Raw genomic sequence first — 24,835 nt, 5'->3', positions numbered from 1 at the left:
CATGCCCCCCGCCCGCCGCCGCCTGCCGCCCGAGGACCGCCGCCGCGCCATCCTGGACGCCGCGGTGCCCCTGATCGCCGAGAAGGGGCTGGACGTGCCGACCCGCGAACTGGCCGCCCGCGCGGGCGTGACCCAGCCGCTGCTGTACCGCTACTTCCCCGCCAAGGCGGTGCTGCTGGAGGCGGTGTTCGAACGCGTCTACCTGAACCGCCTGGACCCCGCCTGGCTGGAGGCGCTGCGCGACCGCGCAGTGCCGCTGGAGCACCGCCTGTGCCGCTTCTACGAGGCCTACACCACCGCCATCTTCACCCCCGAATGGATGCGCATCTTCATGTGGGCCGGGCTGGCGGGCGAGGCGCTGAACCGCCGCTACCTGGAGCAGGTGGGGCGCGACTACCTGCGCCCCCTGCTGGCCGAGGTGGCGGCCGAACCGGGGCTGCGCGAACCGGTGATGGAGGATCTGTGGAACCTCCACGGCTCGCTGGTCTACCTGGGCATCCGCCGCTTCATCTACCGCCTGCCGACGCCGGAGGATGCGCGCGAGCCGATCGCGCGCGCGGTGGCGCGCTTCCTGGCCGGGCTGCGGGCATGAGGCGCCGCGCCCTGCTGGCCGCCGCCCTGGCGCTGCCCGCCTGCGCCCAGGCGCGCAGCGCGCGGCTGTCGCTGCTGGACGTGATCGAGATGGACACGGCGCCCTGGGGCTTCGGCGGCTTCTCCGCCGTGCACCTGGCCGCGGACCTGACGGTGACGATGGTGAGCGACCGCGGCCGCTGGTGGCAGGCGCCGCTGCGCCTGGCGCCGCCGGGCTTCGGCCCCGCCCGGCACGGCCCGCTGCTGGACGCCGCCGGTCGCCCGCTGCGCGGCCGCGCCGGCGACGCCGAGGCCCTGGTGCGCCTGCCCGACGGCTCCTGGCTGGTGGGGTTCGAGCGCGAGCACCGCATCCAGCGCCACCTGCGGCTGGACGGGCCCGCCCTGCCCTTCCCCGCGCCGCCCGGGCTGGCGGAGTCGCCGGCCAATGGGGGGCTGGAGGCGCTGGCGCTGCTGCCGGACGGGCGGCTGCTGGCCATCGCGGAGTCGCCCGGCACCCGCGCCTGGCTGGGCAGCGACGGCACCTGGGCGGAGAGGCGTTTCCAGCCCGCCCCCGGCCTGCTGCCGGTGGACGCGGCCGCCCTGCCCGGCGGCGGCGCCCTGGTGCTGGAGCGCGACTTCTCCCTGCTGGGCGGCTTCCGCGGGCGGCTGGCCTTCCTGCCAGACCCGGCGGCGCCCCTGCTGGCCGGCGAGACCTGGCTGGAGATGCCCGGCGGCATCCCGGCGGAAAACTGGGAAGGCGTGGCGGCGGCCCGGACGCGCGAAGGGGCCCTGGTCGTCCTCGTTTCCGACGACAACCAGAGCCCCTTCCAGCGCAGCCTCTTCGCCGTGTTCCGGCTGGAGGAGCGTTAGCGGGCGATGCGCCCTCCGCTCAAGCGGCGGACTTCTTCTCCTGCGCCTTGGCGATGCGCTTCTTCAGCGTCAGCGCCTCGGCCGGCAGGCGGCGGTCCGGCGTGCCGAGCAGGAAGGCGTCCAGGCCGCCATTGTGCTCGATGGTGCGGATGCCGTTGGTCGTCAGCCGGATCTGGATGGAGGTGCCCAGCACGTCGCTGAAGAAGGACTGCTCCTGCAGGTTGGGCAGGAAGCGGCGCCGCGTCTTGTTGTTGGCGTGGGACACGTTGTTCCCGGACATGACGCCCTTGCCCGTGATGCCGCAGCGGCGAGCCATGGTCTGTACCCTCAAGCACGGTGACGCGCGCCGGAATCCCGGCGCACGGGTGAAACGGAAGCCGGGCAGATGCCCCGCCCGGGCCGCGGAGTCAACCCTTGGGGAGGCTGGGCAGGGAGCGCAGCTCGCCGCTTTCCACGCTGTGCAGCGCCTGGCGCAGGATGCCGGCGATGGAGCGGTCATCCATGGAGCGCGCCAGCAGCCCCAGCGCCCCGCCCAGCAGGGCGGAAGCGGCGGAAACCGGGGCAATCTGTTGCTCCAGCATGTATTCGATGGCCTTGTCCACGACGGACCCGGCGTGGCTGAGGTCCTCGGGCGCGTCGCCCATCTCGTGCTGCATGTCCCGGCTTTCTCCTCGCATCCGGGCCGCAGATGGGGCGAGGCGGCGCCCCGGCAAAGACCCCGCCGGGTTAACCCTGCGACATTTCCCCCTGCCGGCGGGCGGACATGCCCTCGCCGAAGCGCGCCTCGGCCTCGGCGCGCGCCGCCGCTTCCGCCGCCGCCACCGCCTCGCTCTGGCGCCGCCACATCTCGGCGTAGAGGCCATCCTGCGCCATCAGCGCCGCGTGGTCGCCGCGCTCGGCGATGCGGCCGTCCTGCAGCACGATGATCTCGTCCGCCTCCACCACGGTGGACAGGCGGTGCGCGATCACCAGGGTGGTGCGGCCCTGGGCCACGCCGCGCAGGGCGGCCTGGATCTCCTGCTCGGTGCGGGTGTCCAGCGCGCTGGTCGCCTCGTCGAGGATGAGGATGCGCGGGTCCTTCAGGATGGTGCGCGCGATGGCGACGCGCTGCTTCTCCCCGCCCGAGAGCTTCAGGCCGCGCTCGCCCACCTTGGTGCGGTAGCCATCGGGCAGGCGCAGCACGAAGTCGTGCACCTGGGCCAGCCTGGCCGCGTGCTCCACCTCCTCCTGCGAGGCACCCGGGCGGCCATAGGCGATGTTGTAGGCGATGGTGTCGTTGAACAGCACCGTGTCCTGCGGCACCACGCCGATGGCCCGGCGCAGGCTGTCCTGCGTCACCTGGCGCACGTCCTGCCCGTCCACCTCCACGCTGCCGCCGGTGACGTCGTAGAAGCGGAACAGCAGGCGCGAGATGGTGGACTTGCCCGCCCCGGTCGGCCCGACGATGGCCAGCATCCGCCCCGGCGGCACCTCGAAGCTCACCCCCTTCAGGATCTCGCGGTCCGGGCGGTAGGAGAAGCGCACGTCGCGGAAGGCCACGGCGCCGGCGGCCACGGTTAGGGCGGGGGCGCCGGGGGCGTCCTTCACCTCGGCCGGCACGTCCAGCAGGCGGAACATCTCCTCCATGTCGGTCAGGCCCTGGCGGATCTCGCGGTAGGCGAAGCCCAGGATGTTCAGCGGCAGGTAGAGCTGGATCAGGTAGGTGTTGACCATCACGAAGTCGCCCACCGACATGCCGCCACTGGCGATGCCGCGCCCGGCCAGCAGCATCACCAGCGTCAGCCCGGCCGCCATGATGGCGGCCTGCCCGGCGTTGAGCATGTTCAGCGTCGTCTCGGACCGCGCATAGGCGGTCTCGTAGCGCGTCATGCTCTCGTCGTAGCGGCGGCCCTCGTGGCGCTCGTTGTTGAAGTACTTCACCGTCTCGTAGTTCAGCAGGCTGTCCACCGCCTTGGTGTTGGCCTCCTGGTCCATGTCGTTCATCTGGCGGCGGAAGCGCAGGCGCCAGTTGGTGAAGGTCAGCGTGAAGGCGACGTAGGCGGCGATGGTCAGCAGGATGGTGACGGCGAAGGAGACGTCGAACATCCAGGCCAGCAGGGCGCAGACGAACAGGATCTCCACGATGGTGGGCAGGATGTTGAACAGCATGAAGTTCAGCACCACGGCGATGCCGCGCACCCCGCGCTCGATCACGCGGCTCAGCCCGCCGGTCGCGCGGTCCATGTGGAAGCGCATGGACAGGGCGTGCAGGTGGCGGAACAGGCTCAGCGCCACCCGGCGGCCGGCGCGGGCCTGCACCTTGGCGAAGACGGCGTTGCGCAGCTCGTTGAAGCCGGCCGCCATCAGCCGCACCAGCCCGTAGCCCACCACCAGCGCCACCGGGATGGCCAGCATCGCCCCCGTGCCGTCCTTGGGCGCCAGCGCGTCCACCGCGCGGGCGTAGAGGATGGGGACCATGACGTTGGCCACCTTGCCGGCCACCAGGAACAGCACCGCCAGGGTGGTGCGCAGCCGCAGCCCGTTCTCGTCGCCCTGGGCGCCCTCCATGCGCGGCGAGGGCCAGAGGAAGGGGAGGATCGCGCGCACCGCCGCGCCGTGGTTGGTCGCCATGCGCCCTGACATGGCGCAGCCCCCGCCCTTTGGAAAGCGCGGCGGGCCGTGCCACATGGCGGCCATGCTGATGCGCCACGTCCGGGCCTGCAACAACGCCCCCTCCCCCGCCGGCCTGCTGCCCTTCCGCCTCGGCGACGCCCAGGTGGGCTGGCTGGCGCCGGACCTCGCCCAGGCGCTGACCTTCCACCCGGCCGAGTTCCACTTCGACGGCCGCGGCGTGGCGATGGCCGCCCGGCTGCGCAGCCCGGCGCAGCGCAGCGACGCCCTGGCCCGGCTGGGCCCCGGCCTGGCCCGCCAGGGCTTCGGCCGGGTGCGGGGGGAGCTGTTCGACATCCGCGCCACCGCCGAAGGCCCGGTGCTGGGCACGCTGGACCGCGGGCTGGTGCCGCAGTTCGGCGTCATCGGCCAGGGGGTGCACCTGAACGGGCTGGTGCGCCGCCCGGACGGGCTGCACGTCTGGGTCGGCGTGCGGGCCAGGGACAAGGCGGTGGCCCCCGGGCAGCTGGACAACCTGGTGGCCGGCGGCATCCCGGCCGGGCTGACGCCGGAGGCGACCCTGATGAAGGAGGCCGCCGAGGAGGCCTCCCTGCCGCCCGGGCTGGCCGCGCAGGCCCGCCGCGCCGGCCGCCTCTCCTACGTCATGGCCAATGAGGAGGGGCTGCGCCGCGACGTGCTGCATTGCTTCGACCTGGAGCTGCCCGAGGGGTGGGAGCCGCGCCCGGACGACGACGAGGTGGAGCGCTTCGAGCTGTGGCCCGCCGCCCGCCTGCTGGCCGAGGTGCGCGAGCGCGACACGGTGAAGTTCAACGTCAACCTGGTGCTGATCGACCTGTTCATCCGCGAAGGGATGCTGGGGGAGGCCGAGGCGGCGGAGCTGCGCCCGGCGCTGGACCAGGGCCCGGCTTGACGCCCTGCCCGCGGCTGCGCACCGTCGCGCCGGCAGGGGGAGGCGCCGCATGGAACTGGGCCTGCGCGGGAAGCGCGCCGTCGTCACCGGCGCCTCCATGGGCATCGGCCGCGCCGTGGCGCGCGAGCTGGCGATGGAGGGCGTGGCCGTGGCGCTCATCGCCCGCGGGGCGGAGCGGCTGGGGGAAGCCGCCGCCGCCATCGCCGCCGAATCGGGCAGCCCCTGCCACGCCATCCCCGCCGACCTGGCCGACCCCGCCGCGCTGGACGCCGCCATGGACGCGGCGGAGGCGGCGCTGGGCGGGGTGGACATCCTGGTCAACAACGCCGGCGCCACGCCCATGGGCCGGATCGGCGAGAGCGACGACGCCACCTGGGCCAAGTCGCTCTCCCTCAAGCTGATGGGCTACGTGCGCTGCGCCCGGCGGCTGACGCCGGCCATGCGCGCGCGGAAATGGGGGCGGGTGGTGAACGTCATCGGCCGCTCGGGGCACCAGCCGCGGCCGAACTACATCGTCGGCTCCTCAGTCAACGCTTCCCTGCTGGCCTTCACCCATGCCCTGGCCGCCGAATGCGCGCCGGACAACGTGCTGGTGACGGGCGTGAACCCCGGCCCCATCGCCACCCCGCGCTGGGACGCGCTGGTGGCGCAGGGCGCGGCCGGCGCCGGGCGCGACGCGGGGGCGGAGAACGCGGCGGCCATCGCCGGCATCGCCCTGGGCCGGCTGGGCACGGCGGAGGAGGTCTCGGGCCTCGTCGCCTTCCTGTGCTCGGACCGCGCCGGCTTCATCGCCGGCACGATGATCGACGTGGACGGAGGAGGCACGCGGTGCATCTGAGCTTCGAGCGCGAGGCGGGCGTCAGCCTCGCCTACGCGGTGGACGACTTTTCCGACCCCTGGGCGCCCGCGCCCACCGTGCTGCTGCTGCACGGCCTGGCCGAGAGCGGCGAGGCCTTCCGCGCCTTCGTGCCCGCCCTGGCGCGCCATGCCCGCGTGGTGCGGCTGGACCTGCGCGGCTATGGCGCTTCCACGCCCATGGCTGCGGACTACCCCTGGCGCTTCGGCACGCTGCTGGAGGACGCCCTGGCCCTGCTGGACCACCTGGGCGTGGCGAAGGCGCATGTGGTCGGCGGCAAGATCGGCGGCACCATCGCCCTGGCGCTGGCGGCGCGCCACCCGGACCGCGTGGACCGGCTGGCGACGCTGGGCGCCCCGGCCTCGCTGACGCAGATGGCCGGGCGCACGCCGGGCTGGCGGGCGCAGATCGCGCGCGAGGGCGTGCGCGCCTGGGTGGACGCCACCAATGATGGCCGGATGGGCAGCGCGATGACGCCCGCGCAGCTCGACTGGTGGGCCAGCCTGATGGCGCGCACCGCGCCCTCCACCCTGGAGGGCTTCCTGCAGATGGTGCCCGGCGTGGACGTGACGGAGGAGGTGGCGCGCATCACCGCCCCCACCCTGGTCGTCACCACCACGGGCAGCGGCCTGGGCTCGGTGGCGGAGGTGCGCGCCTGGCAGGAGCGCATCCCCGGCTCGCGCCTCGCCGTGATCGAGAGCGATTCCTACCACGTCGCCGCCTCCGACGCCGATGCGGCGGCGGCGATAGTGCGAGACTTCCTGTTCGCGGCCTGAGGCGCCCCGGTGGCGCGGCGCGCGCTGCGGCCCGTGGCCTAGTCGGCCGTGGCGCCGCTGTCGCGCACCACGCGGCCCCACTTGGCGCGCTCGCTCACCAGGAAGTCGGCGAAGCCCTCGCCGAACAGCGCGCCGGGCTCGGCGCCCGCACCGGCCAGGCGCTCGCGGAAGGCGGGGCGGGCGAGCACGGCGCGGCTGGCGGCTTCCAGGCGCTGCCGGGTGGCGGCGGGCGTCGCGGCCGGCGCGGCCAGGCCGAACCAGGCCGCCGCCTCGAAGCCGGGCAGGCCGGATTCCGCCACCGTCGGCACCTCCGGCAGTGCCGCCGCCCGCGCCGCGCCGGCCACCGCCAGGGCGCGAACCCGGCCTTCCCGCACCTGCGGCAGCACGGCGGGCATGTTGTCGAACATCACCTGGATCTGCCCCGCCACCAGGTCGGTCATCGCCGGGGCGGCGCCGCGATAGGGCACGTGCGTCATCTCGATGCCGGCCATGGCGCGGAACATCTCGCCCGCCAGGTGGTTGGTGGAGCCGATGCCCGAGGAGCCGAAGGACAGCCGGCCGGGCTGCGCCTTCGCGTGCGCCACCAGCCCCGCCACGTCGCGCGCCGGCAGGGCGGGATTCACCATCAGCACCAGCGGCACGCTGGCCACCAGCGCCACCGGCGCGAAGTCCCGCGCGGGGTCGTAGGGCAGGGAACGGTGCAGGCTCTGGTTGATGGCCAGCGGGCTGGGGGCGGTCAGCAGCAGGGCGGTGCCGTCGGCCACGCCGCGCGCCACCGATTCGGCGCCGACATTCCCGTTGGCCCCGGCGCGGTTCTCCACGATGACCGCCTGGCCCAGCTCCTCGCGCAGCGCCTCGGCGAAGAAGCGGGCGATGATGTCGTTGGAGCCGCCGGGCGGATAGGGCACGACGACGCGGATGGTCCGCGCCTCCTGCGCCGCGGCGGCGACGGGCAAGGCGCAGGCGAGCAGCGGCAAGGCGCGGCGGCGCAGGAACATCGGGCGGTCCTCCGGTCTTGGCGCCATCTTGCCGGGCGGGCCGCCTGGCGCAACGGGAAAGTTTTTTCGCGCGTTCTCCGTCCGTTCTTGTCGCACCCGCCTGCTAAGCCGCGTTGCGACAGCAGGAGGCCACGACGCATGACGATGTCCGAGACCGAGTCCCTCGCCACCCGTTTCTGGTCCGCCTGCCGCCGGATGCGCTCGGCGCACGAGCCCGACCGCGTGGCCGGGCTGAGCGAGCTGGGGGCCTTGCTGCCCCGCGCCCCGCGCCCGGTGACGGACGCCATCCACCGCACCCTGCGCGAGGAAGGTCCGGCCCGGGTGCTGCCCTTCATCCGCGCCGCCGCGCCGGCCGCCGCGCCCCTCGCCCGCCGGGGCTGACGGCGCGCGGGCGGCGGGGTCAGGCCTCGAAGCCGGGCTCCGTGCGCCGCAGCTCGCGCTTCACGCTTTCCAGGTGCAGGCGGGCGCTTTCGCGGTCGCCGGCGCGCATCTGCTCGTAGGTGCGGCGGGCGACATCCTCCGGCACCGGCAGCACGGCGCGTCCGGTGGACATGGCCAGGCGCTGCACCTCGCAGGCGCGCTCCAGGTAGTAGAGGTCGTCCCAGGCCTCGGCGATGGAGGCACCCAGCACCATCACGCCGTGGTGCTTCATGAAGACGATGTCGGCGTCGCCGAGTGCGGCGGCGATGCGGTCGCCCTCGGCCTCGTCCAGCGCCAGGCCGTTGTAGTCCTCGTCCACCAGGGTGCGGCCCCAGAACTTCAGCGCGGTCTGCCCGGCCCAGACCAGGGGCGGGCCTTCCGTCATGCTCAGCGCGGTGGCGTTGGGCATGTGGGTGTGGAAGGCGGCCTTCGCGCGCGGCTGCTTCAGGTGGACGCGGGCGTGGATGAAGAAGGCCGTCGCCTCCGGCACCCCCTCGCCGGCCACCACGGCGCCGTGCAGGTCGGTGATGAGCAGGTTGGAGGCCGTGACCTCGCCGAAGCTGAGGCCATAGGGATTCACCAGCATCAGCTGCTCGTGCCCCGGCACCACGGCGGAGAAGTGGTTGCAGATGCCCTCGTGCAGGCCCAGCCGGTGCGCCATGCGGAAGCAGGCGGCGAGGTCCACGCGGGCGGCGCGGATCTCCTCCGTCTCCAAGTCCAGGTTCAGCCGGGCGGCGGCGGGGGCGGCGAGGTCGAGCGCATGGGCCATGGGGCCATCTTGCCGGAATCCCCGCCCGGCATGAAGACTGCCGCGCATGAGCAGCAGCAACCAGCGCATCAACGGCACCCGGCTGTGGGACAGCCTCATGGCCATGGCGGAAATCGGCGCCACCCCCAAGGGCGGGGTGAAGCGCCTGACGCTGACGGAGGTGGACCGGCAGGGCCGCGACACCTTCATCCGCTGGTGCGAGGCGCTTGGCCTCAAGGTGCGGGTGGATGCCATCGGCAACATCTTCGCCCGGCGCGAAGGGCGCGACCCGTCGCGGCCGCCGGTGCTGATGGGCTCCCACCTCGACAGCCAGCCGACGGGCGGCAAGTTCGACGGCGCGCTGGGCGTGATCGCCGGGCTTGAGGTGATGCGGACGCTGGCCGAGCACGGCATCGAGACCGAGGCCCCCATCGAGCTGGTGAACTGGACCGACGAGGAGGGCAGCCGCTTCGGCCATTCGCTGATGGGCTCCGGCATCTGGGCCGGCGTCTATGACGAGGCAAAGGTGAACGGCCTGCGCGACGTCGAGGGGGTGAGCGTGGGCGAGGCGCTGGACGCCATCGGCTATCGCGGCCCGCACCCGGCCCGCCCCTTCCCGGCCGACTCCTATTTCGAGCTGCACATCGAGCAGGGGCCCATCCTGGAGCGCGAGGGCAAGGCCATCGGCATCGTCACCGGCGGGCAGGCGCAGGTGTGGTATGACGCCGTCATCACCGGCCAGGACGCCCATGCCGGCACCACGCCGCCTTCGGCGCGCGAGGATGCGCTGGTCGCCGCCGCCCGCGTGATCGCCCATGTGGACGCGCTGATGCGCGCGCGGGGCGAGGACGGGCGCGGCACGGTGGGCTTCCTGCAGGTCTTCCCCAATTCCTGCAACGTGGTGCCGGGCGAGGTGCGCTTCTCCGTCGAGTTCCGCCACCCGCGCACCGCGGAGGTCGAGGCGCTGGCCGCCGCCTTCCCCGCCGAGGCCGCGGCCCTGGTGGCGGAAGCCGGCTGCCGGCTGGAGCTGAAGGAGAAGCTGCGCTTCCCCCACCAGCCCTTCGACCCCGCCTGCGTGGGGCTGGTGCGCGACGCCGCCGCCCGGCTGGGCCTGCCGGCGCGCGAGATCGTCTCGGGCGCCGGGCATGACGCCGTCTACGTCGCGCGGCACGTGCCCACCGCGATGATCTTCACCCCCTGCAAGGACGGCCTGTCCCACAACGAGGCGGAGAGCATCGAGCCCGGCGAGGCCGAGGCCGGCTGCCAGGTGCTGTTCGAGGCGGTGCTGGCCCGCGCCGGGCGCGCCTAGGGCTTCGGCGGCCACGCCCACGCCGGCGCGGCTCCCCTCCGGCAGCCGCACCCCTTCCCGGCGCGCGGCTACGCCTTCGGCAGCCGCACCCGTTCGTGGCGCGCGGCTACGCCTTCGGTAGCCGCACCCCTTCCCCGCGCGCGGCTACGCCTTCGGCAGCCGCACCCCTTCCCCGCGCGCGGCTACGCCTTCGGCAGCCGCACGACGAAGCGCGCGCCCAGCACGCGCCCGTCGGCGTCGCGGCGGTTGCCGGCGCTGATGCGGCCGCGCAGCCCCTCGATGATCTGCTTGGAGATGCTCAGCCCCAGCCCGGAATGCTGGCCGAAGCGCTCGCCGCGCGGGCGCTCCGAATAGAAGCGGTCGAAGATGCCCAGCAGCTTCGCCTCGGGGATGCCCGGCCCCTCATCCTCCACCGTGATCTCCACCTCCTGCCCGGCGGCGCGGGCGGAGACGGTGACGGTGCCCTCGTCCGGGCTGAAGGAGACGGCGTTGCCCAGCAGGTTGCGCAGCACCTGCACCACCCGGTCCTCCACCCCCAGCACGGACAGCCCGTCCTCCATCTCCAGCACCATGCGCGGGTCGCGCTCCTTGCGGGTGGCGTTGTGCAGCTCCACCAGCACGGACAGCATCGGCCCCAGCTCCACCGGCTCGGCCACCGCGCGCGACAGCTCGGCATCCACGCGCGAGGAGTCGGAGATGTCGCCGATCAGGCGGTCCATCCGCACCGCGTCCTCGGCGATGATGGCCAGCAGGCGGGCGCGCTGGGCGGGGTCCTCCACGCGGCGCAGCGTCTCGATGGCGCTGCGCACGCTGGTCAGCGGGTTCTTCAGCTCGTGCGCCACGTCGGCGGCGAAGCGCTCGTTGGCGTCGATGCGCGCCCACAGCGCGCGGGCGGCCGCTTGCAGGTCGCGCGCCAGCACCCCGATCTCGTCCCGCCGGGCCAGCAGCGCCTCGGGCACCGAGCCGCCGCGGCCCTTGCCCTGCCGCATCTCCGCCGCCGCCGCCGCCAGCCGCAGCATCGGCGTGGCCAGCGTGCGCGCCAGGAACACCGAGACGGCGACCGTCAGCACCAGCGCCAGCACGAACAGGCCCAGCACGCTCAGGCGGATCTCCAGGATGCGCGCGTCCACCTCCCGCGCCTCGCGCGTCAGCAGCACGATGCCCAGGTTCTGCCCGCCGCGCCGCGCCGGCTCGGCCACGCTCACCAGCAGGCGGCCGTCGGGGGTGCGGCGGATGTAGGGGGCGACGCCGCCTTCCAGCGCCAGGCGCAGTTCCGCCTGGCGCTCCGGCCCCAGGTCGGGCTGCCACTCGAAGCTCTGCGCGCCGGGCGAGGTGTCCAGCGGCACCGCGCGGCGCGGGCGGGGCAGCAGCGCCCCCGCGCGCTCCGTCAGCGAGGACAGCGAGGCGACCAGCCCGGTGCCGGCCACCGGCGGCGGCAGCGGCTCGGCGATCACGGTGCCGCCGGCGCCCTCGCGCACGCGGGAATCGGCCACCACCAGCCCGGCGGCGTCGAACAGCCGGGCCTGGGTGGCGGGGCTGGGCTCCACCAGCCGGCGCAGCAGCGGGCGGGCCTGCTCGGGCACCAGGGCGGCGCGGTCCTCCTGCACGCGCACCGCGGCCTCGGCGATGGCGCCGGCGTAGATGCGCGCCTGGGTGCGCATGGCCTCCACCTCCGCGGCCAGCAGCCCGTCCTGGTACTGATCGAGGTAGAGCAGCGAGGCCGCCAGCAGGGCCGGCGGCAGGGCGTTCACCAGCAGGATGCGCCGCAGCAGCGGCGAGACGCGGCGGCGCCGGGCCGGGGCGGCTTCCGGCCGCAGCAGCGGGGCGGGGGTGGTGTCCACCCTCAGCGGCCGCCCGGCCGGCGGTGCGGGTCGCGGCGCGCCATCCTCAGGCCGTCCGGCGCCCGGCGGGCGCGCCCCTGCCCGGCCCCGGCGCCGCTTCCCGCCCTGCATCGCTCATGCGCCGGAGTTTGGCGTCGCGGCATCGCCGGTCAAGCACCGCTACGCCGCCCGCCGCACCCGCCACAGCGTGTACAGCCGCGGCCCGGCCAGCGCCGCCACCGCCGCCAGCAGGATGGCCAGCGAGCCCGGGCGGGTGAGGAAGACGCTCCAGTCGCCCTGGCTGATGGTCAGGGCCTGCCGCAGCGCCTGCTCGGCCATCGGGCCCAGGATCATGCCGATCACCACCGGCGCCACCGGGAAGTCGAAGCGGCGCATGAACATGCCGACCGTGCCGATGGCGTAGAGCAGGACGAGGTCCACCACGGAGTTCGAGATGCCGTAGGTGCCGATGGTCGCGAAGACCAGGATGCCGGCGTAGAGCTGCGGCTGCGGGATCTTGAGGATGCGCACCCACAGCCCCACCAGCGGCAGGTTCAGCACCACCAGCATGACGTTGGCGATGAACAGCGAGGCGATCAGCGTCCACACCAGTTCGCCTTGGGTCTGGAACAGCAGCGGCCCGGGCTGGATGCCGTAGGACTGGAAGGCCGAGAGCATGATGGCCGCCGTGGCGGAGGTCGGCAGCCCCAGGGTGAGCATCGGCACCAGGACGCCGGCGGCGGCGGCGTTGTTGGCGGCCTCCGGCCCCGCCACGCCCTCGATGGCGCCGGTGGTGCCGAACTCGGCGCGGTGCTCGGGCGCCACCAGCTTGCGCTCGGCGTAGTAGCTCAGCATGGTCGGCATCTCGGTGCCGCCGGCGGGCAGCACGCCGAAGGGAAAGCCCAGCCCGGCGCCGCGCATCCAGGGCCAGAAGGAACGGCGCAGGTCCTGCCGCGACAGCATCAGCCGGCCCACCGGCCGCACCTCGGGCGTGCCGCCGCGGTGGCGCCAGGCCATGTGCAGCGCCTCGCCCACCGCGAACAGCGCCACCGCCACCAGCACCACGTTCACCCCGTCCAGCAGTTCCGGCACGCCGAAGGTCAGGCGCGGCTGGCCGGTCTGCAGGTCGATGCCCACCAGCCCCAGCATCAGCCCGAAGCCCAGCGACACCAGCCCCCGCAGCGCCGAGCCGCCCAGCACGGCGGAGACCGTCACGAAGCACAGCACCATGAGGGCAAAGTATTCCGCCGGCCCCAGCAGCAGCGCGAGGTCCACGACCACCGGGCCCAGGAAGGCGATGCCCAGCGTGCCCACCACGCCGGCGACGAAGGAGCCGATGGCGGCGGTGGCCAGCGCCGGCCCGGCGCGGCCGTTGCGCGCCATCTTGGCCCCTTCCAGCGCGGTGATGATGGAGCCCGATTCGCCCGGCGCGTTCAGCAGGATGGAGGCGGTGGAGCCGCCATACATCGCACCGTAGAACACCCCGCAGAACAGGATGAAGGCCCCGGTGGCGCTGACCTGGAAGGTGATGGGCAGCAGCAGCGCGATGGTCAGCGCCGGGCCGATGCCCGGCAGCACCCCCACCGCGGTGCCCAGGAAGCAGCCCAGCATCGCCCAGCCGAGGTTGGTGAGGCTGAGCGCGTGGCCGAAGCCCAGCGCCAGCCCGTTGATCGCATCCATCAGCCGCAACCTTTCATGGGATGCCGCGTTGGGGCGGCATGGGACTCTTCAGCTTCATCCAGAACGTCGGCCGGCGCCTGGGCCTCGGCACCACGGCCACCGCGGCGGAGGCCCAGGCGGCCACGCCGACCCCCGCCCCCAGCGTGGACATGCTCCAGCAGGAGCTGAACCGGCTGGGCCTGCCCTTCGGCGGCATGACCATCCGGGTGGAGGGCAACACCGCCATCCTGGAAGGCGCCAAGGCCGACCCGGCGGTGCAGGAGAAGATCGTGCTGGCCATCGGCAACGCCGCCGGCATCGCCCAGGTGGATGACCGCACGGAAGCGGCCGCTGGGCAGGCCGGCGCGCCCGCCAGCACCTTCTACGAGGTCAAGAAGGGCGACACCCTCTCGGCCATCGCCAAGGCGCATTATGGCGACGCCAACGCCTACATGCGCATCTTCGAGGCCAACAAGCCGATGCTGGAGCACCCGGACCGCATCTATCCCGGCCAGGTGCTGCGCATCCCGGCGCAGTAGCGCCGTCACGGGACCTCCTGTCCCAGCAGGGTGAGCACGGCGCCTTCCAGCAGGCCGGCGCCGATGTTCACCCCCAGCGCCTGCACGAACAGGAACCACACGCCCAGGCACAGGACGGGCGCCAGCAGGGCGTCGCGCAGCAGCGAGCGCGAGCCGAACGCCGCCGACACCAGCACGAACTGCGCCGCCGCGGCCAGCGAGAAGCCCAGCGGGCCGATCAGCAGCAGGTTGGCGCCCAGCCCGGCCGCCATCAGCGCCAGCGCGCGGCGGTTGGGCGGCCCGGCCTCCGCCACCTCGGCCACATCGGCGGACCAGCCGCCGCGCAGCGCCGCCGCCACCAGCCCCGCGCCGAGCAGCAGCATGACGCCGGCCACCAGCCAGGGCACCACCGTAGGCCCCACCTGGGCGTAGAGCGGCGAGGCCGGGATCACCGCCGCCTGCCAGCACCCCAGCGCCCCCAGCGCCACCACGAACAGCCCCGCGCCCAGGTCGGCGCGGGAAACGGAACGGCGCATCGGCGCTTCCTTCCCAAGCTGCGGCGATGGAATCCCGGGATTTCCGCCCGGCGCAACTGGTTCCTGCATGGCAATCGCGTCATGCTCGCGCACATGGATGTCCAGGGCATCCACCGCCGCCACGCCGCGCTGTTCGACTGCCTGCGCCAGCGCAGCCTGTTCGAGCGGCCCTGGCTGGAACGCTTCCGCGCCCTGCTGCCGCCCGGCGGCGCCGTGCTGGACCTGGGCTGCGGCATGGGGGAGCCGGTGGCGGGCTGGCTGCTGGCGCAGGGCCACCCGGTGACGGGCGTGGACACCAGCGCCCCCCTGCTGGCCCTGGCCCGCGCGCGGCTGCCGGCGGGGGAATGGATCGAGGGCGACATCCGCCATCTGGCGCTGGGCCGCCGCCCCCGGCGGGCTGCTGGGCTGGGACAGCCTGTTCCACCTGCCCGCGGCGGAGCAGCGCGCCATGATGCCCGTCCTCGCCGCCCATGCCCTGCCGGGGGCGGCGCTGATGTTCACCGCCGGCCCCGCCGCCGGCGAGGCCTGGGGCGAATTCGGCGGCGAAGCCCTGCACCATGCCAGCCTGGGCCCGGCGGAATACCGGGCGCTGCTGGCGGCGCAGGGCTTCGCCGCCATCGCCCACCGCGCCGGGGATCCGGGCTGCGGCGGGCGGACGGCGTGGCTGGCTCAGGCCGCCAGCGGCGGGTAGTCCGTGTAGCCCTCGGCCCCGCCGCGGTAGAAGGTGGCGGTGTCGGCGGGGGCCAGCGGCGCGTCCGCGCGCAGCCGCGCCGGCAGGTCCGGGTTGGCGATGAAGGGCGTGCCGAAGCTCACCATCTCCGCCGCGCCGGAGGCGATGGCCGCATCGGCCCGCGCCCGGTCGAAGCCGCCATTGAGCATCAGCGTGCCGCCGAACAGCCGCCGCGCCTGCGCCGCCACGTCCCAGCCCGGCCGGCTGTCGAGGATGTGCAGGTAGGCGATGGGCCGCTTCGCCAGCTCGGCGATGGCGAAGGCGTGGGTCGCCTCCGGATCCTCATCATGGATGTCGTTGAAGGTGGAGCCGGGCGAGAGCCGCACCCCCACCCGCCCGCCGCCGATGGCCGCGATGGCCGCATCCGTCGCCGCCAGCAGGAAGCGCGCGCGCTTCTCCAGGCTGCCGCCCCACTCATCCGTGCGGCGGTTGGTGTTGGAGGCGAGGAACTGCGAGATCAGGTAGCCATTGGCGCCATGGATCTCCACGCCGTCCAGCCCGGCCTCCACCGCCAGGGCGGCGGCGCGGCCATAGGTGGCGGCGAGCGGCGCCACCTCCTCCGCCGCCAGGGCGCGCGGGGTGCCGTGGTCCTTCTGGCCGGCATGGGTCCAGACCTGCCCGGGCGCCTGCAGGGCGGAAGGGGCCACCGGCTGCGCGCCGCCCAGGAAGTCGGGGTGCGAGATGCGGCCCATGTGCATGAGCTGCACGAAGATGTGCCCGCCCCGCGCCTTCACCGCCCGCGCCACGCCGCGCCAGCCTTCCTGGGTGCGCGCGTCGTGCAGCCCGGGGATGTCCATGTAGCCGTAGCCCGAGGGGTCGGGCACCGTGCCCTCGGCGATCAGCAGCCCCGCCGAGGCGCGCTGCGCGTAGTACTCGGCGTTCAGCGCCGTGGGCACGCCGCCGGGCGAGCGGTTGCGCGTCATCGGCGCCATGGCGATGCGGTTGGGCAGCGACAGCGCGCCCATGGTGATGGGGGAGAAGAGGTCGGTCATCATGCGTCCCGTTGGCCCGAAGGGGCCCCGGTGCGCAGGTGGGGAGGATGTGGGGGCGGGGAAATGGCCGTTGGTGATGATGGTCATTTCCCCGCCGGGGCTTCACCCCTCGCCCTGCGCCTTGGTGAAGGCATCCGCGCCGTCGAAGCGCTGCAGCTTCTCGATGTGCATCCAGCGGTGCTGGCGGCCGATGCGCGAGAGCAGGTCGGTGATCTCGGCCACTGCGTCGCCCTTGGGGGGCTCGCGGAACATGAAGCGGGCGCGGAAGTGGTCCACCAGGAAGGTGTTGCCGCCCATGTGCGGCCAGACCTGCGCGCCGCGGCTGCTGATCATCTTGAGGTCGAAGGCCGAGCCCTCGGCGGCGGCCTGCAGGGTGATGCCGATGGCGTGCGGGTCGCGCTCGCTCTCGACGAAGACGTCCACCCCCACCAGCTCGCGGGTCGAGGCCGCCTTGTACCAGGTGATCTGCGGCCACTTCTTCATGGCGATGGGACGGTAGTCGCGCTCCACCAGCCGTTCGCTGCGCCGGCCCAGGTTGGCCATCACGCGCGCCACGTAGGCGTCGGTGCCCACCCCCTGCCCCTCGGGCGCGAGGTCGCCCGTCAGGTCCACCCCTTCCTCCAGCGTCACGTACAGCGCGTGCTCGACCTTGGAGGCGGTGGCGAAGTCGCCGATGTGGCGCAGCATCATCACGGCGGAGAGCAGCAGCGCCGTGGGGTTGGCCAGCCCCTTGCCGGCGATCTGCGGGGCGGAGCCGTGCACGGCCTCGAACATCGCCACGCCGTCGCCCAGGTTGGCGGAGGGCGCCACGCCCAGCCCGCCGACCAGCCCGGCGGCGAGGTCGCTCAGGATGTCGCCGTTCATGTTGGTCATCACCACCACGTCGAACTGCTCGGGGCGGATCACCATCTGGTGCGCGCAGTTGTCCACGATCATGTGCTCGTGCGCCAGGTTGGCGTGCTCCTTCAGCACGCTCTCGCCCACGCGCTTCATCATGCCCTCGGTGAGCTTCATGATGTTGGCCTTGGTGGCCACCGTCACCTTGCGGCGCCCCTCCGCCTCGGCCAGGCAGGCGGCGAGGCGGACGATGCGCTCGCACCCCACCTCGGTGATCAGCTTGAGGCACTGCGCGACGCCGGGCGTCTGCATGTGCTCCACGCCGGCGTAGAGGTCCTCCACGTTCTCGCGCACCACCACGAAGTCGATGCCGCGCCCGGCGAAGGGGGTCCGCAGCCCGGGAATCTCGCGCACGGGGCGGATGTTCCCGTACATCTCGAAGACCTTGCGCAGCGTGACGTTGGCGCTCTTCTCGCCGAAGCCGACCGGGGTTTCCAGCGGGCCCTTCAGCGCCACGCCGTTGCGGGCGATGCTGTCCAGCGTCTCTTTCGGGGCGCCGGCGCCGATGCCCTTGCGGAAGGCCTCGGCGCCGGCCAGCGCCTCCTCCCACTCGATGCGCGCGCCCGCCTCCTCCAGCACCTGGCGCGTGGCGCGCATCACCTCCGGCCCGATGCCGTCGCCGGGAATGGCGGTGACCTTGGTGCGGGTGGTGGTGGGGGTGCCGTCCATCAGGCTGCTCCTGTCGTTCGCGCCGCGGATATGCGCGCCGGGGGAACGCGGCGCAAGCCGCGCGGCGCGGGATGCGGCGGCATCCAGCGGCATCCCGCGCCGGCCGCGCCTCAGGCGCGCTGCCAGCGCCAGAACAGCGCGCAGCCCAGCACCAGCGCCCCGGCGAAGGTCAGCAGCGCCGCCCCCGGCCCGCCCCACCAGGCCGCCAGGCCCGAGAGCCACTGCAGCACCGCCGCCCCGCCGAAGAAGAACATGTTCATCGCCGACATGGCGCGCCCCGCCTCCTCGGTCCGCACCAGCCCGCGCAGCAGGGAGAAGCACAGCACCTGGTAGGCGATGGCCAGCCCGAATCCCGCCAGCACCAGCGCGTCCAGCCACGCCGGCCCGCGCAGGAACAGCGCGCAGGCCAGCAAGGCGGCGCAGAGGTGCCCGCCGACGAGCAGCCCGCGCGTGGCCCCGGTGCGCGCCACCGCCCAGCCGGCCAGCGCCGGACCGGCCACCAGCGCCACGGTGCAGCCCAGCAGCAGGTGCCCGGCCAGGATGCGGTCCAGCCCGCGCACCTCCATCAGCCAGGGGCCGCCCCACAGCCCGCGCACCCCCAGCACCGCGCCGAAGGAGACGAAGGCCAGCGCGAACAGCCCGCGCAGCCCCGGCCGGCCCATGATCCGCACCACCTCCCGCGCATCGCCCAGCAGGGAGCGCCCCGACGGCGCCGGGCGGTCGCGCGGCACCAGCAGCGCCACCGCGGCCACGGCGAGGCCGGCCAGGCCCAGGCAGGCCCAGAACCCCGCCCGCCAGCCCGATGCCTCTACCAGCCAGGCGAGCGGCGAGGCGGTCAGCAGCATCCCCGAATTGCCGATGGCCTGCACCAGCCCGGACCACAGGGCGAAGCGCGGCGCATCCATGGTGCGGGCGGCGAAGGTCATCGGCGCCATCAGCATGCCCGAGCAGCCGATGCCCAGCACGCATTGCGCCAGCAGCATGGTCCCCGCGCTGGGCGCCAGCGCCGCCAGCGCGGCCCCGCAGGTGGCGATGCCCAGCAGCACCAGCGCCACCGGCTTCACCCCGAAGCGGTCCAGCGCCACGCCGACCGGGATCATCGCCAGGGCGAAGGCGCCGGGAAACGCCCCGGTGATGACGGCCAGCTGCTGGGTGGAGATGCCCAGGTCGCGCGCCAGCACGTCCGCCGCCACCGCCGGCAGGGTGCGCACGGCATTGGAGAAGACATGGCCCAGGGTCAGCGCCAGCAGCGCCGGCAGCCAGGGCGCCATCAGTTGCGGAAGATCTTGCCGGGGTTGAGGATGCCGCGCGGGTCCAGCGCCGCCTTCACCGCGCGCATCGCCGCCAGGGCATCGGCGCCGTGCTCGATCTCCAGGAATTCGCGCTTGCCCAGGCCGACGCCGTGCTCGCCGCTGCACGTGCCGCCGAGCTTGAGCGCGCGGTGGACGATGGCGCGGTCCAGTGCCCAGGCGCGGTCCAGCGCCGTGGGGTCCGCCTGGTCCACCAGGATGACGGTATGGAAGTTGCCGTCGCCCACATGGCCGACGATCGGCGCGGTCAGGCCGCTGGCCGCGATGTCCGCCTGCGCGCCCAGCAGGGCTTCCGCGAGGCGCGAGATCGGCACGCAGACATCGGTGGCGATGCCGCGGTGGTTGGGCTTCATCGCCAGGCAGGCCCAGTAGGCGTCGTGCCGCGCCTTCCACAGCCGGTTGCGCTCCTCCGCCTGGGTGGCCCAGCTGAAGGCGCTGCCGCCGTGATCGGCGGCGATGGCCTGCACGCCCTCGGCCTGCTCGGCCACGCCGGCGGCGCTGCCGTGGAACTCTAGGAACAGCGTGGGCGCGGCGGCGAGGCCATCCAGCTTCGAATAGGCGATGCAGGCGCCCATCTGCACCTCGTCCAGCAGCTCGATCCGCGCCACCGGAATGCCGGCCTGCAAGGTGGCGATGACGGTGTTCACCGCGTCGCCCAGCCCGGGGAACTGGCAGATGGCGGCGCTGGTCGCCTCCGGGATGCCGTGCAGGCGCAGCCGCACCTTGGTGATGACGCCCAGCGTGCCCTCGCTGCCGATCAGCAGGTGCGTCAGGTCGTAGCCATTGGCCGCCTTGCGCGCGCGCGAGCCCGTGGTGATGACGCGCCCATCGGCCAGCACGGCCTCCAGCGACAGCACGTTCTCGCGGATGGTGCCGTAGCGCACGGCGTTGGTGCCGCTCGCCCGCGTGGCGCACATGCCGCCGATGGAGCACACGCTGCCCGGATCCACCGGGAAGAACAGCCCCTGGGCGCGCAGGTGCTCGTTCAGCGCCTGGCGCGTCACGCCGGGGCCGACCATGCAGTCCATGTCCTCGGCGCTCACCTCGTGGATGGCGTCCATGCGCGACAGGTCCAGGGAGATGCCGCCGCGCACCGGATTCACGTGGCCTTCCAGGCTGGTGCCGGCGCCGAAGGGCGTCACCGGCACGCCGTGCTGGTGGCACAGGCGCAGCAGGGCGGACACCTCCTCGGTGGATTCGGCGAAGACGACCGCGTCGGGGCGGGTGGGGACCGTGGTGTCCTCGCCGCGGGCATGGCCGTCGCGCACCGCCTCGTTCAGGCTCAGGCGGTCCCCGAACATGGGACGGGCGGCGGCGATGACGGCCTGCACGGGCGTCGGCGCGAGGGTGTCCATGGCATTGTCCTTCCTGGCGGCATCATGGCCCATCGCGGGGGGCGCTGCCACCCGCGTGCGCCTGGCGCGTTGGGCGGCCATGCGCACCATCCTTCCCGCCCTCGCCCTGCTGCTTTCCCTCCCCGCCGCCGCCCAGGAGGTGCAGGTGCGGGTGGACCCCGGCTGCCGCAACCGCCTGGACGTGGCGCGGGTGCAGATGCTGCCGGCCGAAGGCGGGGTGGATGCCTGGCTGACGCTGGTGGCCGGCAGCGGCGCGCTGCGCGGCACGGTGGAAACCCCGGAGGTGCCGGGGATGCAGGGGCGCCAGGCCTCGCAGGAGTTCTCGCTGTCGCAGAACGGCTCGGGGCGGGTGGCGCTGGGGCGCTTCGCCGCCATGCCGGGGCCGGAGGTGGCGGCGGCGCTGGCGCAGTCCCGCGTGTCCTGCGCCTCCTGACCCCTGGCGGCTAGCCTGCCGCCACCTGGGCCGGCGGCGGCGCGAAGCGGCGCAGCAGGTCCTCCGGCGGCATGGCCTTGGCGATCAGCCAGCCCTGGATGACGTGGCAGTTCAGGCGGGACAAGGCTTCCGCCTGCTCCGGCGTCTCCACGCCCTCGGCCACCACCTCGATGCCCATGGAGCGCGCCATCGCCATGGTGGCGCGCAGGATGGCGTAGGCCTTGGGGTCATCGGGCAGCATCGAGACGGTGGAGCGATCCAGCTTCAGCCGCTGCACCGGCAGGTTGACCACGTGGGTCAGGTTGGAATGGCCGGCGCCGAAGTCGTCCAGCGCCAGCGGCACGCCGATCTCCTGGATGGCGGCCATGGTGCGGGCCACCGCCGGCAGGTCCTGCACCGCCAAGTCCTCGGGGATCTCGATCTCCAGGGCGTCGGGCGGCAGGGCGCATTCCTCCAGCGCCGCCCGCAGCTCCCGCGCGAAGTCGGGGTCGTGCAGGGTCACGGAGGTGATGTTCACCCCCAGCCGTGCCGGGGCGCCGGGCAGGCCCAGCCACGATTTCTGCAGCCGCGCCGCGGTGCGCAGCACCCACAGGTCCAGCTCGCGCAGCAGCCCGGCCTCGCCGGCCGCGGCCAGGATGTCGGGCGGCGGCACCCAGCGGCCCAGGCGGCGGGACTGCCAGCGGATCAGCGCCTCGCCCCCCTCCATCTGGCCGGTGCGGTGGTCCAGCTGCGGCTGCACGTGCAGCTCCAGCTCGCCGGCGGCCAGCGCCTCCACGAAGGCCTCGCGCAGCTCGGCGCGCTGCTCGGCGCGGGCCAGCAGGGCGGGCTCGAACACGCGCAGGGCGTCGCGGCCCTGCGCCTTCGCCTCCAGCGTCGCCAGGTCGGCGGCGCGCAGCAGCGCGGCGGCGTCGCGCCCATGGGCCGGGGCGCAGGCCAGGCCCAGGCTGGCGGTCAGGGCCAGCCCCTCGCCATAGGGCAGGCGCAGCGCCTCGCGCAGGCGGTCGCCCAGGTGCACCGCCTCGTCGCAGGGGGCGCCGAAGCACAGCACGGCGAACTCGTCCCCGCCCGCCCGCGCCACCAGGTCGGAGGGGCGCACGGCGTCGCGCAGCCGGGCGGCGGCCTCGCGCAGCACGTGGTCGCCCGCGGCATGGCCGTGGCGGTCGTTCACGGCGCGCAGGTTGTCCATGTCCACGCGGATCAGCACGCCACCCGCCGGGTCGTCGGCCAGGGCCTCCAGCGCGGCGGCAAGGGTGGCGCGGTTGGCTAGGCCGGTCAGCGGGTCGTGCTCGGCCAGGTGCTCGATGCGCTCCTGCGCGGCCTTCAGGGGGGTGACGTCCAGCACGGACAGCAGGTGGCCCGCGCCGTCCTCCGCCGCGCCGGCCATCACCACCAGCCGCCGCACCGGGCGGCCGGGCAGCGCCAGGGCGGCCTCCCGCTCCTCGCCCAGCGGCAGGCCCAGCGGCCCGGCGCCGTCGGCCGGGCCGCAGAGGCGCAGCGGCGCGGCCTCGAGCCCCGCCGGCGCGGCGCCGCCGAACAGGGCGCAGAGGCGGTGGTTGGCGAAGACGGTGCGCCCGCGGGCGTCGAGCTGCCACAGGCCGATGGGCGCGCCATCCAGCAGGCGGGGCAGGACGGGCGGCGGGCCGCCCAGCAGCAGCAAACGCCAGCCCAGGGGCAGCGGCAGGAAGATGGCCGGCAGCCCGCCCGGCGGCGGCGCGAAGTCCGGGCGGCGGCAGCGGGCGGCCAGCGCCTCCGCCTCCGGCGCCCAGGGCGCCAGCAGCGCCGCCAGTCCGCAGCCGGCGGGCGCTCCGGCCAGCCGGGGGTTGCGCCAGCGGCACCGCTGCGCGCCGTCCAGCAGCGCGAGGCCGACCGGCCAGCGCGCCGCGGCGCGCGCCGCCAGCGCCAGGACCAGGGCCATGCCCGTTGCCGCGAGGAGCCATTGCATGCGTCCAGGATGGACGTGGGGGGTTAACGCCGCGTTGCGCCCGCCTCAGGCGCCGTCGCGCAGCTCCGCCTCCAGCGCGGCGCCCGCCGCGCGCATCAGCGCCGCCACCGGGCCGCCGGCCTCCGTGTTCAGGCGGCCGGCGCGGCTGAACACGGTCAGCGCCATGCGCAGCGCGCCCCCGGCCGCGCGCACCGGCACCGACACCGCCGCCAGCCCGGTGTCGCCCTCGCCATCGGTGGCGGCGAAGCCGCGGGCGCGGGCGGCGGCGGCGATGCGGTCCAGCTCCGCCATGGAGCGCGGCACGCCGGGGCGGCCCATGGCGCGGCCCTGCGCCACCTCGCGCTGGGCCAGCGGGCGCACCTGCGCCGCCTCGCCCCAGGCGCAGAACACCAAGCCGGAGGCGCTGTAGGTCAGCGGGCAGACATGGCCGGGCGGCACGGTGGCGGCCAGGTCGTGCCGCGCCTCCACCAGCCGCACATGGGTGGGCCCGTGGGTGCCCCAGACGGCGGCGGCCGCCGTCTCGCCGGTGCGGGAAACGATGTCCTCCAGCGCGCGCTCGGCCCGCTTCAGCGCGTCGGAGCGGCCGAGCGCCGCCAGCCCGGCGCGGCGCATCAGCGGGCCAAGGGCGTAGCGGGCGGTGGCGGGCTCCTGCTCGGCCAGGCCGGCGCGCTGGAGGCTGACCAGGTAGCGGTGCGCCTTGGCCGAGGGCATGGCGGCGGCGCGCGCGACCTCGGCCAGCCGCAGCGGGCCCGGCGCCTCGGCGAGGATGCGGAGCAGCCCGCCGGCCACCTCCACCGCGTTCACCCCGCCCCGGCGGGCCTCTTCCTCGCCATCGCGCGGCACTTGACCCCGCCCCCTGCACATCTGCTATGCATAACGTAACGCGCTACGCATCGCGTAGCAACTGGGGAAACGCGCATGTCCGGCTTCGCCTCCACCACCGACCTGGCCGAGAAGGCCGTCACCTTCCAGGAACTCGCGCCCGGCGCCTTCGCCTGGACCGCCGAGGGCGACCCCAACAGCGGCGTCGTGGTGGGCGAGGAGGGCGTGCTGGTGGTGGATGCCCAGGCCACGCCCCGCATGGCGGCCGACGTGGTGGCCAAGGTGCGCGGCGTGACGGACAAGCCGGTGACCCAGGTGGTGCTGACGCACTACCACGCGGTGCGCGTGCTCGGCGCCTCCGGCTACCCGGGCGCGCAGGTCATCGCCTCCGACGTGACGCGCGACCTCATCGCCGAGCGCGGCCAGCAGGACATGGACAGCGAGATCGGCCGCTTCCCGCGCCTGTTCCGCGGCAAGGAGGGCATCCCCGGCCTCACCTGGCCGCACCTGACCTTCCACGGGCGGATGTCCTTGTGGCTGGGCCGGCGGGAGGTGCAGGTGATCCATGTCGGGCGCTCCCACACCGCGGGCGACACGGTGGTCTGGCTGCCGGAGGAGAAGGTGTGCTTCGCCGGCGACGTGGTGGAGTACGGCGCCACCCCCTATTGCGGCGACGCCCATTTCCGCGACTGGCCGGCGACGCTGGCCGCGGTGCGCGCCCTGGGGGCGGAGAAGCTGGTGCCCGGCCGCGGCCGCGCGCTGGTCGGCAAGGCGGAGGTGGCGGAGGCGCTGGACGGCACGGAGGCCTTCACCCAGGACCTGTTCCGCATCGCCCAGGCCGGCGCGGCCAAGGGCGCCACGCTGAAGCAGGTGTACGACGAGGCGATGGCCGCCATGCGCCCGCGCTACGGCCACTGGGTGATCTTCGAGCACTGCATGCCCTTCAACGTCTCCCGCGCCTTCGACGAGGCGAAGGGGCTGGACCACCCGCGCATCTGGACCGCCGAGCGCGACGTGGAGATGTGGAAGGCGCTGGAGCACGGCACGGACATGAAGTCCGCCGAGATCGAGAGGGGCTGAGGGCG

At 74.4% G+C, this 24,835-nt stretch carries 25 protein-coding genes and 1 pseudogene; 12 read left to right on the top strand and 14 right to left on the bottom strand.

Annotated elements, in window-relative coordinates; genetic code table 11:
* Position 1: 1 nt before the first annotated feature.
* A complete protein-coding gene (locus ACI6QG_RS12015) occupies positions 2-592 on the top strand; it encodes a TetR/AcrR family transcriptional regulator (protein WP_407024802.1) in 591 nt (196 codons plus the stop codon).
* A complete protein-coding gene (locus ACI6QG_RS12010) occupies positions 589-1,440 on the top strand; it encodes an esterase-like activity of phytase family protein (protein WP_407024801.1) in 852 nt (283 codons plus the stop codon). Before ACI6QG_RS12015 ends, ACI6QG_RS12010 begins: the two co-directional genes overlap by 4 nt.
* A 19-nt stretch (positions 1,441-1,459) precedes the next feature.
* Here the strand turns inward: ACI6QG_RS12010 and rpmB are convergent, their stop codons facing one another.
* The 3 genes from rpmB to ACI6QG_RS11995 all read right to left on the bottom strand — a co-directional run bounded on the left by rpmB (position 1,460) and on the right by ACI6QG_RS11995 (position 4,050).
* Positions 1,460-1,756: a 50S ribosomal protein L28 gene (rpmB, locus tag ACI6QG_RS12005; protein WP_407024800.1), complete on the bottom strand. Its 297-nt coding sequence runs from the start codon at positions 1,754-1,756 to the stop codon at positions 1,460-1,462.
* Between the two features lie 91 nt (positions 1,757-1,847).
* On the bottom strand, positions 1,848-2,096 hold the full coding sequence (locus ACI6QG_RS12000; RefSeq protein WP_407024799.1) for a hypothetical protein: 249 nt from the start codon (positions 2,094-2,096) through the stop codon (positions 1,848-1,850).
* A 70-nt stretch (positions 2,097-2,166) separates the two neighbouring features.
* A complete protein-coding gene (locus ACI6QG_RS11995; protein ID WP_407024798.1) occupies positions 2,167-4,050 on the bottom strand; it encodes an ABCB family ABC transporter ATP-binding protein/permease in 1,884 nt (627 codons plus the stop codon).
* A gap of 64 nt (positions 4,051-4,114) precedes the next feature.
* On the opposite strand from ACI6QG_RS11995, the gene ACI6QG_RS11990 reads away from it, so the two are divergent.
* From ACI6QG_RS11990 to ACI6QG_RS11980, 3 genes are read left to right on the top strand one after another with little or no spacing between them, the layout of a single operon-like run.
* Positions 4,115-4,960, top strand: a complete 846-nt coding sequence (locus ACI6QG_RS11990; protein ID WP_407024797.1) for an NUDIX hydrolase — start codon at positions 4,115-4,117, stop codon at positions 4,958-4,960.
* A gap of 49 nt (positions 4,961-5,009) precedes the next feature.
* On the top strand, positions 5,010-5,798 hold the full coding sequence (locus tag ACI6QG_RS11985) for an SDR family NAD(P)-dependent oxidoreductase (RefSeq protein ID WP_407024796.1): 789 nt from the start codon (positions 5,010-5,012) through the stop codon (positions 5,796-5,798).
* The gene (locus tag ACI6QG_RS11980; RefSeq protein WP_407024795.1) at positions 5,789-6,592 is read left to right on the top strand and encodes an alpha/beta fold hydrolase; all 804 of its coding nucleotides are present in this window, start codon (positions 5,789-5,791) and stop codon (positions 6,590-6,592) included. Before ACI6QG_RS11985 ends, ACI6QG_RS11980 begins: the two co-directional genes overlap by 10 nt.
* 38 nt (positions 6,593-6,630) lie before the next feature.
* On the opposite strand, the gene ACI6QG_RS11975 is transcribed toward ACI6QG_RS11980, so the two are convergent.
* Positions 6,631-7,590 carry a tripartite tricarboxylate transporter substrate binding protein gene (locus ACI6QG_RS11975; RefSeq protein WP_407024794.1) on the bottom strand — a complete coding sequence of 320 codons (960 nt, stop codon included), beginning with the start codon at positions 7,588-7,590 and terminating at the stop codon, positions 6,631-6,633.
* A 138-nt stretch (positions 7,591-7,728) separates the two neighbouring features.
* Between ACI6QG_RS11975 and ACI6QG_RS11970 the strand changes: the two genes are divergently transcribed.
* Entirely contained in the window at positions 7,729-7,971 is a 243-nt protein-coding gene (locus ACI6QG_RS11970; RefSeq protein ID WP_407024793.1) for a hypothetical protein, read from the top strand.
* 19 nt (positions 7,972-7,990) lie between these two features.
* Here the strand turns inward: ACI6QG_RS11970 and ACI6QG_RS11965 are convergent, their stop codons facing one another.
* Positions 7,991-8,779 (bottom strand): aldolase, encoded by a 789-nt coding sequence (locus ACI6QG_RS11965; protein ID WP_407024792.1) that lies wholly within the window; start codon positions 8,777-8,779, stop codon positions 7,991-7,993.
* Between the two features lie 46 nt (positions 8,780-8,825).
* On the opposite strand from ACI6QG_RS11965, the gene ACI6QG_RS11960 reads away from it, so the two are divergent.
* Positions 8,826-10,067 carry a Zn-dependent hydrolase gene (locus ACI6QG_RS11960; protein WP_407024791.1) on the top strand — a complete coding sequence of 414 codons (1,242 nt, stop codon included), beginning with the start codon at positions 8,826-8,828 and terminating at the stop codon, positions 10,065-10,067.
* A 182-nt stretch (positions 10,068-10,249) separates the two neighbouring features.
* On the opposite strand, the gene ACI6QG_RS11955 is transcribed toward ACI6QG_RS11960, so the two are convergent.
* Positions 10,250-12,019, bottom strand: coding sequence for a stimulus-sensing domain-containing protein (locus ACI6QG_RS11955; RefSeq protein ID WP_407024790.1), 1,770 nt, complete (start codon positions 12,017-12,019; stop codon positions 10,250-10,252).
* Between the two features lie 48 nt (positions 12,020-12,067).
* Positions 12,068-13,567, bottom strand: a complete 1,500-nt coding sequence (locus ACI6QG_RS11950; protein WP_407024789.1) for a tripartite tricarboxylate transporter permease — start codon at positions 13,565-13,567, stop codon at positions 12,068-12,070.
* A gap of 38 nt (positions 13,568-13,605) precedes the next feature.
* Between ACI6QG_RS11950 and lysM the strand changes: the two genes are divergently transcribed.
* Positions 13,606-14,085, top strand: coding sequence for a peptidoglycan-binding protein LysM (gene lysM / locus ACI6QG_RS11945; RefSeq protein ID WP_407024788.1), 480 nt, complete (start codon positions 13,606-13,608; stop codon positions 14,083-14,085).
* Positions 14,086-14,090: 5 nt separating this feature from the next.
* Here lysM and ACI6QG_RS11940 read toward each other — a convergent pair whose 3' ends face one another.
* Positions 14,091-14,600, bottom strand: a complete 510-nt coding sequence (locus ACI6QG_RS11940; protein ID WP_407024787.1) for a tripartite tricarboxylate transporter TctB family protein — start codon at positions 14,598-14,600, stop codon at positions 14,091-14,093.
* A gap of 81 nt (positions 14,601-14,681) precedes the next feature.
* On the opposite strand from ACI6QG_RS11940, the pseudogene ACI6QG_RS11935 reads away from it, so the two are divergent.
* Together ACI6QG_RS11935 and ACI6QG_RS11930 are read left to right on the top strand one after the other, a co-directional pair.
* Positions 14,682-14,966 (top strand): annotated as a pseudogene (locus ACI6QG_RS11935) (methyltransferase domain-containing protein); the annotation flags it as partial.
* A gap of 82 nt (positions 14,967-15,048) precedes the next feature.
* Entirely contained in the window at positions 15,049-15,291 is a 243-nt protein-coding gene (locus tag ACI6QG_RS11930; RefSeq protein WP_407024786.1) for a hypothetical protein, read from the top strand.
* On the opposite strand, the gene ACI6QG_RS11925 is transcribed toward ACI6QG_RS11930, so the two are convergent.
* From ACI6QG_RS11925 to ACI6QG_RS11910, 4 genes are all read right to left on the bottom strand, one after another.
* Positions 15,270-16,322, bottom strand: coding sequence for an alkene reductase (locus ACI6QG_RS11925; protein WP_407024785.1), 1,053 nt, complete (start codon positions 16,320-16,322; stop codon positions 15,270-15,272). The two genes, ACI6QG_RS11930 and ACI6QG_RS11925, sit on opposite strands and share 22 nt — an antisense overlap.
* Before the next feature lie 102 nt (positions 16,323-16,424).
* Positions 16,425-17,888: an NADP-dependent isocitrate dehydrogenase gene (locus ACI6QG_RS11920; RefSeq protein ID WP_407024784.1), complete on the bottom strand. Its 1,464-nt coding sequence runs from the start codon at positions 17,886-17,888 to the stop codon at positions 16,425-16,427.
* Positions 17,889-17,998: 110 nt separating this feature from the next.
* A complete protein-coding gene (locus ACI6QG_RS11915) occupies positions 17,999-19,159 on the bottom strand; it encodes an MFS transporter (protein WP_407024783.1) in 1,161 nt (386 codons plus the stop codon).
* Complete coding sequence (locus tag ACI6QG_RS11910; protein ID WP_407024782.1) at positions 19,159-20,553, bottom strand: FAD-binding oxidoreductase; 1,395 nt, start codon at positions 20,551-20,553, stop codon at positions 19,159-19,161. The genes ACI6QG_RS11915 and ACI6QG_RS11910 overlap by 1 nt, the downstream gene beginning before the upstream one ends.
* A gap of 79 nt (positions 20,554-20,632) precedes the next feature.
* On the opposite strand from ACI6QG_RS11910, the gene ACI6QG_RS11905 reads away from it, so the two are divergent.
* Positions 20,633-20,986 (top strand): hypothetical protein, encoded by a 354-nt coding sequence (locus ACI6QG_RS11905; protein WP_407024781.1) that lies wholly within the window; start codon positions 20,633-20,635, stop codon positions 20,984-20,986.
* Positions 20,987-20,996: 10 nt separating this feature from the next.
* On the opposite strand, the gene ACI6QG_RS11900 is transcribed toward ACI6QG_RS11905, so the two are convergent.
* Complete coding sequence (locus tag ACI6QG_RS11900; RefSeq protein ID WP_407024780.1) at positions 20,997-22,928, bottom strand: sensor domain-containing protein; 1,932 nt, start codon at positions 22,926-22,928, stop codon at positions 20,997-20,999.
* Between the two features lie 45 nt (positions 22,929-22,973).
* Positions 22,974-23,771, bottom strand: coding sequence for an IclR family transcriptional regulator (locus ACI6QG_RS11895; protein WP_407024779.1), 798 nt, complete (start codon positions 23,769-23,771; stop codon positions 22,974-22,976).
* A gap of 75 nt (positions 23,772-23,846) precedes the next feature.
* On the opposite strand from ACI6QG_RS11895, the gene ACI6QG_RS11890 reads away from it, so the two are divergent.
* Entirely contained in the window at positions 23,847-24,830 is a 984-nt protein-coding gene (locus ACI6QG_RS11890) for an MBL fold metallo-hydrolase (RefSeq protein ID WP_407024778.1), read from the top strand.
* Positions 24,831-24,835 lie beyond the last annotated feature (5 nt).

Source organism: Sabulicella flocculans (genome assembly GCF_045449635.1).
Classification (GTDB): Bacteria; Pseudomonadota; Alphaproteobacteria; order Acetobacterales; family Acetobacteraceae; genus Roseococcus.
The sequence above is the reverse complement of the archived record's forward strand: the minus strand, read 5'-3'. Positions and strand labels throughout refer to the sequence as shown.

Coding starts and splice junctions, on each gene's coding strand:
- ACI6QG_RS12015 (WP_407024802.1), top strand. CDS start 2: ATGCCCCCCGCCCGCCGCCGCCTGCCGCCCGAGGACCGCCGCCGCGCC.
- ACI6QG_RS12010 (WP_407024801.1), top strand. CDS start 589: ATGAGGCGCCGCGCCCTGCTGGCCGCCGCCCTGGCGCTGCCCGCCTGC.
- rpmB (WP_407024800.1), bottom strand. CDS start 1,756: ATGGCTCGCCGCTGCGGCATCACGGGCAAGGGCGTCATGTCCGGGAAC.
- ACI6QG_RS12000 (WP_407024799.1), bottom strand. CDS start 2,096: ATGCAGCACGAGATGGGCGACGCGCCCGAGGACCTCAGCCACGCCGGG.
- ACI6QG_RS11995 (WP_407024798.1), bottom strand. CDS start 4,050: ATGGCGACCAACCACGGCGCGGCGGTGCGCGCGATCCTCCCCTTCCTC.
- ACI6QG_RS11990 (WP_407024797.1), top strand. CDS start 4,115: ATGCTGATGCGCCACGTCCGGGCCTGCAACAACGCCCCCTCCCCCGCC.
- ACI6QG_RS11985 (WP_407024796.1), top strand. CDS start 5,010: ATGGAACTGGGCCTGCGCGGGAAGCGCGCCGTCGTCACCGGCGCCTCC.
- ACI6QG_RS11975 (WP_407024794.1), bottom strand. CDS start 7,590: ATGTTCCTGCGCCGCCGCGCCTTGCCGCTGCTCGCCTGCGCCTTGCCC.
- ACI6QG_RS11970 (WP_407024793.1), top strand. CDS start 7,729: ATGACGATGTCCGAGACCGAGTCCCTCGCCACCCGTTTCTGGTCCGCC.
- ACI6QG_RS11965 (WP_407024792.1), bottom strand. CDS start 8,779: ATGGCCCATGCGCTCGACCTCGCCGCCCCCGCCGCCGCCCGGCTGAAC.
- ACI6QG_RS11960 (WP_407024791.1), top strand. CDS start 8,826: ATGAGCAGCAGCAACCAGCGCATCAACGGCACCCGGCTGTGGGACAGC.
- ACI6QG_RS11955 (WP_407024790.1), bottom strand. CDS start 12,019: ATGCAGGGCGGGAAGCGGCGCCGGGGCCGGGCAGGGGCGCGCCCGCCG.
- ACI6QG_RS11950 (WP_407024789.1), bottom strand. CDS start 13,567: ATGGATGCGATCAACGGGCTGGCGCTGGGCTTCGGCCACGCGCTCAGC.
- lysM (WP_407024788.1), top strand. CDS start 13,606: ATGGGACTCTTCAGCTTCATCCAGAACGTCGGCCGGCGCCTGGGCCTC.
- ACI6QG_RS11940 (WP_407024787.1), bottom strand. CDS start 14,600: ATGCGCCGTTCCGTTTCCCGCGCCGACCTGGGCGCGGGGCTGTTCGTG.
- ACI6QG_RS11930 (WP_407024786.1), top strand. CDS start 15,049: ATGATGCCCGTCCTCGCCGCCCATGCCCTGCCGGGGGCGGCGCTGATG.
- ACI6QG_RS11925 (WP_407024785.1), bottom strand. CDS start 16,322: ATGACCGACCTCTTCTCCCCCATCACCATGGGCGCGCTGTCGCTGCCC.
- ACI6QG_RS11920 (WP_407024784.1), bottom strand. CDS start 17,888: ATGGACGGCACCCCCACCACCACCCGCACCAAGGTCACCGCCATTCCC.
- ACI6QG_RS11915 (WP_407024783.1), bottom strand. CDS start 19,159: ATGGCGCCCTGGCTGCCGGCGCTGCTGGCGCTGACCCTGGGCCATGTC.
- ACI6QG_RS11910 (WP_407024782.1), bottom strand. CDS start 20,553: ATGGACACCCTCGCGCCGACGCCCGTGCAGGCCGTCATCGCCGCCGCC.
- ACI6QG_RS11905 (WP_407024781.1), top strand. CDS start 20,633: ATGCGCACCATCCTTCCCGCCCTCGCCCTGCTGCTTTCCCTCCCCGCC.
- ACI6QG_RS11900 (WP_407024780.1), bottom strand. CDS start 22,928: ATGCAATGGCTCCTCGCGGCAACGGGCATGGCCCTGGTCCTGGCGCTG.
- ACI6QG_RS11890 (WP_407024778.1), top strand. CDS start 23,847: ATGTCCGGCTTCGCCTCCACCACCGACCTGGCCGAGAAGGCCGTCACC.